Below are 401 nucleotides of genomic sequence, written 5' to 3'. Positions count from 1 at the left end.
CCCATCTTCCCGTCACCTCCGGCAACGAAGCCCGCCTCCTCATCGACGGCGCCGCCACCTTCGAGGCCGTCGGTCTGGCCATCGACCAGGCCCGCAAATATCTCGTTGTGCAATTCTTTATCATTCGCGACGACGAGCTCGGCCGCGACATCCAGCGCCGTCTGCTTGCCGCCCGGCAGCGCGGCGTGGCGGTCTACCTGCTCATCGATCAGGTCGGCTCCCACAAGCTTCCCCGGCCCTATCGCCAGAAACTGATCGACGCCGGCGTGCAGCTTTGCGTCTTCGTGACGAACCGCGAGCGCGGCAAGCGCTTCCGCCTCAATTTTCGCAACCACCGCAAGCTCGTCGTCGCGGATGGCGAGGTCGCCTTCCTCGGCGGGCAGAACGTCGGCGACGAATAC

1 protein-coding gene is annotated in these 401 nt (G+C 65.3%); it reads left to right on the top strand.

Annotated features, from left to right (window positions below; genetic code table 11):
* A partial coding sequence (locus D7Y13_RS44310; RefSeq protein ID WP_244222510.1) for a phospholipase D-like domain-containing protein occupies positions 1 to 401 on the top strand: 401 nt, incomplete at both ends.

The organism is Corallococcus praedator (assembly GCF_003612125.1).
Lineage (GTDB): Bacteria > Myxococcota > Myxococcia > Myxococcales > Myxococcaceae > Corallococcus > Corallococcus praedator.
This window is presented reverse-complemented; position numbering and strand designations above follow the sequence as displayed.